6 protein-coding genes are annotated in these 6,932 nt (G+C 58.7%); 5 read left to right on the plus strand and 1 reads right to left on the minus strand.

Annotation, left to right across the window (positions count from 1 at the left end):
- The first annotated feature begins 430 nt into the window (after positions 1-430).
- Complete coding sequence (rny, locus tag L248_RS02880; RefSeq protein WP_040534533.1) at positions 431-2,014, plus strand: ribonuclease Y; 1,584 nt, start codon at positions 431-433, stop codon at positions 2,012-2,014.
- 132 nt (positions 2,015-2,146) lie between these two features.
- Positions 2,147-3,238 carry a glycosyltransferase family 4 protein gene (locus tag L248_RS02885; protein ID WP_040534534.1) on the plus strand — a complete coding sequence of 364 codons (1,092 nt, stop codon included), beginning with the start codon at positions 2,147-2,149 and terminating at the stop codon, positions 3,236-3,238.
- 60 nt (positions 3,239-3,298) lie between these two features.
- Here L248_RS02885 and L248_RS02890 read toward each other — a convergent pair whose 3' ends face one another.
- Entirely contained in the window at positions 3,299-3,961 is a 663-nt protein-coding gene (locus L248_RS02890) for a YigZ family protein (RefSeq protein ID WP_022528563.1), read from the minus strand.
- A 56-nt stretch (positions 3,962-4,017) separates the two neighbouring features.
- On the opposite strand from L248_RS02890, the gene L248_RS02895 reads away from it, so the two are divergent.
- From L248_RS02895 to hpf, 3 genes are all read left to right on the plus strand, one after another.
- On the plus strand, positions 4,018-5,322 hold the full coding sequence (locus tag L248_RS02895; RefSeq protein ID WP_022528564.1) for a helicase-related protein: 1,305 nt from the start codon (positions 4,018-4,020) through the stop codon (positions 5,320-5,322).
- Between the two features lie 176 nt (positions 5,323-5,498).
- Complete coding sequence (locus L248_RS02900; RefSeq protein WP_051999838.1) at positions 5,499-6,023, plus strand: ComF family protein; 525 nt, start codon at positions 5,499-5,501, stop codon at positions 6,021-6,023.
- A gap of 143 nt (positions 6,024-6,166) precedes the next feature.
- Positions 6,167-6,739: a ribosome hibernation-promoting factor, HPF/YfiA family gene (hpf, locus tag L248_RS02905; protein ID WP_022528566.1), complete on the plus strand. Its 573-nt coding sequence runs from the start codon at positions 6,167-6,169 to the stop codon at positions 6,737-6,739.
- Positions 6,740-6,932: the final 193 nt, after the last annotated feature.

The raw sequence follows: 6,932 nt of genomic DNA on the forward strand, positions 1-6,932 counted from the left end.
TGCCGCCCCCGCCTGCGGAGCCCGGAGTCACCCGGGCCAAAGCACAGCAGCTGCCTGCCTTTCCCCAAACGGGCTGCGCCGAGCAGGCCACCGCAATCTAAGCACCCTAACACCAAAAGCCCAAGTGCGGGGCTTTCAGTGTTAGGGCCACTTAGCCTGGGTGGCCTAAACGCCCGCCTCCGCTCTCTAAACGGGCTCCGGCCGACAGCGGCACACGGTCTGAGGACCTTAAGCCAAAAATCCCGAGTGCAGGGATTTTCAGCTTAAGGCCGCTCAGCCCGGTGCCGCTAACCGTCGGCCTCCGCCCTCTAGTTGACACCACCACCCTTTCCCTCTAGAATTGTGATTGTGTCAATAATCTACAATTAACCATCATGAAAAGAATCTCTAATAAACGAGTATCACTTTTTGATGATGCGGAGGTGAACTAATGGACCTTTGGGTTCTCATAATCCTCGCCGTCATCATGTGTGTTGTTGGTTTTGTTGCTGGGTATTTGACCAAGAAAGCCGCGCAGCAGCGGGCGTTAGACGACGCTCACACGAATGCCGCGGGGATCATTGCGAGTGCCAAGCGGGACGCTGCCGCGATTAAACGCGAAGCAGATACCGCTAAGAAAGAACAACTCCTCGCCGCCAAGGACGAGGCCCACCGCTACCGTGCAGAACAGGAAGCGGAGCTGAAGAGCCGGCGTGAGGAATTAACGAAGCAAGAAAATCGGCTGTTGCAACGGGAAGACTCCCTCGACCATAAAGACGACGTCCTGAACAATAAGGAAGGCAGTCTGGACCGGCGGGAAGACAAACTGGAGCAGCAGCAGCAGCAGATCGATGAAGCCAAACAAAAAGTAACGGATACACTTCAAGCCCAAGAGGATGAGCTGGCGCGGATCGCCCAATTTACTCGGGATGACGCCCGTCAGACCATTATCGCTGAAACGAAAGAAGAACTGACCCACGAACGTGCCGCCTTGATTCGCGAAAGCGAGCAGACGGCCAAGGACGAGGCTGACCACAAGGCCAAAGACTTGATTGCCCAGGCCATTCAACGCAGTGCCGCCGACGTCGTGACAGAGGCGACGGTCACTGTGGTGAATCTGCCCAGTGACGATATGAAAGGGCGCATTATCGGTAAGGAAGGCCGCAACATCCGGACATTGGAGACATTGACCGGGATCGACCTGATTATCGATGACACGCCTGAAGCCGTGGTATTGTCCGGCTTTGACCCGGTTCGCCGGGAAATCGCCCGGATCGCACTGGAGAAGCTGATTGCTGACGGCCGGATCCATCCGGCCCGAATCGAAGAAGCGGTGGAGAAAGCCCGGAAAGAAATGGACACCCGGATTCGAGAAATCGGAGAACAGGCGTTATTTGAACTGGGCATTCACCACATGCATCCTGACTTGATCAAGCTGGTCGGGCGGATGCACTTCCGGACCAGTTATGGGCAAAACGTTCTCAATCATTCCATCGAAGTAGCGAAACTGGCCGGGATCATGGCCGGCGAGCTGGGTGAAGATGTTACACTGGCCAAACGCGCAGGATTATTACACGACATCGGGAAGGCCATCGATCATGAGGTCGATGGCTCCCACGTGGAGATCGGGGTGGAACTCGCGAAGAAATATCACGAGTCGCCCACCGTGGTCAACACCATTGCGTCTCACCATGGGGACGTGGAACCACAAAGCATCATCGCTGTGCTGGTTGCCGCCGGCGACGCCATTTCGGCGGCGCGCCCCGGCGCCCGGTCAGAATCGCTGGAGAATTATGTCCACCGGTTGGAGAAACTGGAGGACATCACGAACAGCTTCCCGGGCGTGGATCACAGCTTTGCGATTCAAGCCGGCCGGGAAGTGCGGGTCATCGTTTCGCCCCACCAGGTCAGTGATGACCAGGCGGAGATTCTGGCCCACGAGATCCGCTTGCGAATCGAAAAAGAACTTGAATATCCCGGGCACATCAAGGTCACCGTTATTCGGGAAACCCGCTTTATCGAAACAGCGAAATGATTCCGTGTCCGGTCAACTAAAAAGCACGGTACGAAGCAGCAGCTGCTGGGTCCTGCGACCCCGCGGATGCTGCTTTTGTTTTGGCCTAGGGACCGGTATAATGAGGATAACTATTAGACAGGAGCCTAATTTATGTTTCGAGTAATCGTTGCCCTTTTTGGTACTATGTTTTTCTCGGCTGTTATCACCCCCTTCATTCGCAAGCTGGCCTTCGTTCTCGGGGCGGTGGACATGCCCAACGCTCGGCGGGTGAACACGAAACCCATGCCGACGATGGGCGGGCTGGGTATTTTCATTGCCTTTGTCTTTGCCACCTTCGTTCTTCTGCGCAATCAGTTTCCCACCCACGAGCTGTTCAGCGTGCTCCTGGCGGCCAGCGTGATCATCCTCACTGGGATGATCGACGACATCAAAGAATTGAAGCCATGGCAGAAAATGCTGGGCATCGTCATCGCCGCCAGCATCGTGTATTTTCTCGCCGGGATCCGGATGGACGATGTGTCCTTGTTCGGCCTGCACTTCAACCTGGGCTGGGCCAGCTATTTCGTTACCGTCTTCTGGATCGCCGCGCTGACCAATGCCGTCAACTTGATCGACGGCTTGGACGGGCTAGCCACCGGGGTAGCGATCATCGCACTGTTTACGATGGGGGTCATTGGGGTCTTCTTCCTCCTGCCGGGCGAGATTTATGTGCCCATCTGGATCTTCTGTCTGGTGGCCGCTCTGATCGGTTTTCTGCCCCATAACTTCCACCCGGCCAGCATTTTCTTGGGTGATACCGGGGCGCTGTTCATCGGCTTCATGATCTCCGTTTTCTCCCTGAAGGGGTTGAAGAACGTCACCTTCATTACGACGGTCATTCCGGTCATCATCTTGGGGATTCCAATCACCGATACGGTCTATGCCATTCTGCGGCGGAAGCTGAACCACAAGCCGATCTCCCAGGCGGACAAGCATCACCTGCACCACCAGCTCATGGCTCTCGGCTTAACACAGCGCCAGACGGTCATGGTGATTTACGGTATTTCCCTGATCTTCGCAGCCATCGCCCTGATTTACCCGCTGTCCACCCTCTGGGGCAGCATCCTGATGACGATTGCCGTCCTTCTGGGCCTGGAACTGTTCGTCGAGTCCATTGGTCTGGTCGGCGCCAACCGCCAACCGCTCCTCCACGCCATTCAACACTTTGTGAAGCGCTTGTCCCGCTCGGATCATCCGGTCTGACGCGCAGGCAGCAAGAAAAGCCGGTCATCCCGCTGCAGGGTGGCCGGCTTTTCTTACATCTCAATTCTCGTAACGCGGGGCTGCCTTATCGGTGTAAGGTACCTCGCGGAATTCTTCGGCGCCGCGCGCCAGCGTGATGCGGCCGTTAGTCAGGTCGGTGAGGGCGGCTTCGTAATCAGCGATGGCCGTGACGTCAATGTGCACCGTGAAGGTCACCTGGACGCCGTAATCAGTCTTCTCGATGGGGAAGGGCCGCTCACTGAAGAAATGCTGAACGGGGTCCACTTGGTTATAGTCGATGGTCAGACGGAGGGCTTGCTGGAGGACACCGCGGACGATGCCGATGGCGTGGGCCGCCTCGGTGACCGAATTGCTGTAGGCGCGGATGAGGCCGCCGGCGCCCAGCTTGATGCCGCCGAAGTAGCGGGTCGTCACGGCGACGACGTTTTGCAGCTGCATCAGCTTGAGGGACTCCAACATCGGCACCCCGGCCGTCCCGCTGGGTTCACCGTCGTCGTTAGCGCGCTGGTGCTCGTTGTTCTCACCGATCAGGTACGCGCTGCAATTGTGGGTGGCCTTATACTGCTTCTTTTTAATGGCCGCGATGAAGTCCGCGGCGCCCTCTTCGCTCGTGGCCCGCGCCATCTGACAGATGAAGCGGGACTTTTTGATTTCGATTTCGTGTTCGCCGGTTTTGGCGATCGTCAGATAATTATTTTTCACTTTGCCGCTTCCTTTGCGTAATTTCTTAATGGAGGAAGAAAGGTGGTCTGTCGACGATGATGGAAGAAAAGCCCCTGTGGCCAGGAGAACAGGCAGTCAGAGCGGCTGCCAGCCCGCAACCGGGCGTAACCCGGGTGGCGGCCATTCAGCGGCGGGGCCGCTGGCAGGTGTGTGCCCGGTGCGGTGCTCGCTGGTGTACCAGCCAGTACGTGCTGCCGCTGGGCGGCACTTATTGTCCGGAGTGCCTGGGTCTGGGCCGGGTGACGAGCCGCGACCAGCTGTGGCGGGCTGCGCCGCCGCAGTTTCCCCAGCGGTCAGCGGCCGGGTTATGCGCCTGGCAGGGGACCCTCACCGCCGATCAGCAACGGGCGGCTGGGGCTATTCAACAGGCCCATGCCGGCGGCCAGCCGATTTTGGTGTGGGCCGTGACCGGCGCCGGCAAGACTGAGATGACGTTTCCCGCGGTGGCGGCCGTCTTGGCCGCCGGCGGACTGGTGGCTTACGCGTCGCCTCGAATCGATGTGTGCAATGAACTCTTCCCCCGGGTGCGGGCCGCCTTTCCCACGACGCCCTGTGCGCTGCGCCACGGCCGGGAAGAACAAGCCTATGGCGGCGAGCCGCTGGTCGTCTGTACGACCCACCAACTGCTTCGATTTTATCACGCTTTCAGTCTAATCATTGTGGATGAGGTGGATGCCTTTCCCATGCACAACTCCCGCCTGCTGCATGCCGCGGTGGCCCAAGCACTGCTGCCGGGCAGGGCCCCGGTATACCTGACCGCCACGCCGGACGACCAGTTGCGGCAGGCCATCCGGCGGCGGTCACTGACCGTGACCTATCTGCCCCGGCGGTTCCACGGCGCCCCGCTGCCCGTGCCGCGATTACACTGGTGCCGGGCGAAGACGTTGACTGGGGGCTTTCAGCCTTTACGGGACCTGATTCGCCGTCACCGGCAAGCCCGCCGCCCCGTGATGCTCTTTGTGCCCACTGTCCCGCTGCTGACCCAGCTCACGGCGTGGCTGCGCCAGGCATTTCCCGGAGAAAGGGTGGCCGGGGTCAACGCCGACGATCCTGACCGGTTGGTCAAGGTCCAAGCCTTTCGGGATGGCCAAACCAGTTTGCTGGTGACGACCACGATCCTCGAACGGGGGGTGACCATTCACCACCTGCAAGTGGTGGTGTGGGCAGCGGACCACCACCATTTTCAAGCCAATGCGCTGGTCCAGGTCGCCGGCCGGGCCGGCCGCGCCGCCGCCGATCCCCGCGGGGCCGTGGATTTTTTTTACCACCGGTACACGCTGGCCATCGCCCAGGCGCGGCGGGATATTATCCAAATGAACCGGCGGGGCGGCTTCTCGTGAGCGCTCCTTGCGGCTGGTGCGGCCGTCCCTGGGCGGAGCGCGTCACCTTCTCTGCGCTGTGCAGTTTGAAGCGGCGCTGGCCGGACACACTTTGCCCCGCCTGTCGGCTGCTTTTCTCTCCGCTCAGCGCTGTTTCTGATTGCTGTCCCAGCTGCCAACGACCGGGGGAAGCAGTGGTGTGCGCTGACTGTCAATACTGGCGGCACCAATTGCCTTGGTTCACGGGGCGGGAGCGGGCCCTGTTTGCTTATCAATCCGAGATCAAGACTTACTTCGAACGGTTCAAACGGCAGGGGGATTATCAGCTGAAGGACTTATTCAGAAGCGACCTGGGCCGCTGGTGGGCGGAGAACGGCCAGCGTTATGATGCGGTCGTACCGGTGCCCGGAGATGACCACCGCTCTTGGCAGCGGGGGTTTGAACCCGTGACTGCCCTGTTTGAAACAGTGTTTCCTCTCACGCCTGTTTTGGCCAAACAAGGGACGACGGCGGAACAGGCCCAACAGGACCGGCGCACGCGGTTAATGACCCGCCAACCCTTTGCCTTTCAGCCGAGCCGCGGCATTGCTTGCCAGCATTGGCGGCGGGTCTTACTGGTGGACGACATCTACACCACGGGCAGCACATTACACCAAGCGGCGGCAGTTCTCCATGGGGCTGGCATCACGGCCCAGATGGATACCTTCACCCTGGCCCGCTGATGCACAGTACGAAAATGCTTTCAAAACTGTTTGTTAATGGCGCGCACTTTGTTATAATTAAGGTGTAGTCAGGGTGGTGCAAGGGGTGATACCTCACCACCGGGTGTACCGTTTTTGATACACTTTGAAGGGAGAGAAGTACTATGTTATCTTTTAATGTCCGCGGTGAAAACATCGAGGTTACAGAAGCCATCCGGGCTTATGTGGAAAAACGCCTCAGCAAGCTCAACAAGTATTTTGAAGATGCGCCGGATTCTATCGCGCACGTGAACTTGAAAGTTTATTCCAACAAGAACGCCAAGGTCGAAGTGACGATCCCGTTGCCGTACTTAGTTTTACGGGCAGAGGAGACTTCTCCGGACCTTTACGCCAGCATTGATTTGGTCACGGATAAGCTGGAACGCCAGATCCGCAAGTTCAAGACCAAGATCAACCGCAAGAGCCGGGAGAAGGGCATCAAGGACTTTGACTTGACGGGTCCTTCCGAAGGCGTCCAGGACGCACCGGTACCGGAACCGGCAGAAGCCAGCGACAACCTGACCATCGTCCGGACCAAGCGGCTCTCCTTGAAGCCTATGGATCCTGAGGAAGCCGTTCTGCAAATGGACATGCTTGGACATAACTTCTTCATCTTCGAAGATGCCGAAACCAACGGTACCAGCATCGTTTACCGCCGCCGCGACGGCCGTTACGGCTTGATCGAGACCGACGAGTAAGCGCATCAGGCCTTAATTAACCAATAAGCACAACAGGGTTAGGATCCCGGCGCACTGGGATTTTAGCCCTGTTGTTGTCTTTTGCGGCGTTGCGCTTCCGCGCGGCCGCCTTGTGGAGCGGGGAGGGGATTGCCGTGGCCCGGCGATTTGGGCCCTCCGGCTGGCTGGGCGTGGAACGCCATGGGCACGACTT

Source organism: Schleiferilactobacillus shenzhenensis LY-73, assembly GCF_000469325.1.
Taxonomy (GTDB): Bacteria; Bacillota; Bacilli; order Lactobacillales; family Lactobacillaceae; genus Schleiferilactobacillus; species Schleiferilactobacillus shenzhenensis.

Excerpts from the sequence above, each read along its gene's own strand:
- L248_RS02885 (WP_040534534.1), top strand. The coding sequence starts at position 2,147 with ATGTTTCGAGTAATCGTTGCCCTTTTTGGTACTATGTTTTTCTCGGCT.
- hpf (WP_022528566.1), top strand. The coding sequence starts at position 6,167 with ATGTTATCTTTTAATGTCCGCGGTGAAAACATCGAGGTTACAGAAGCC.
- rny (WP_040534533.1), top strand. The coding sequence starts at position 431 with ATGGACCTTTGGGTTCTCATAATCCTCGCCGTCATCATGTGTGTTGTT.
- L248_RS02895 (WP_022528564.1), top strand. The coding sequence starts at position 4,018 with ATGATGGAAGAAAAGCCCCTGTGGCCAGGAGAACAGGCAGTCAGAGCG.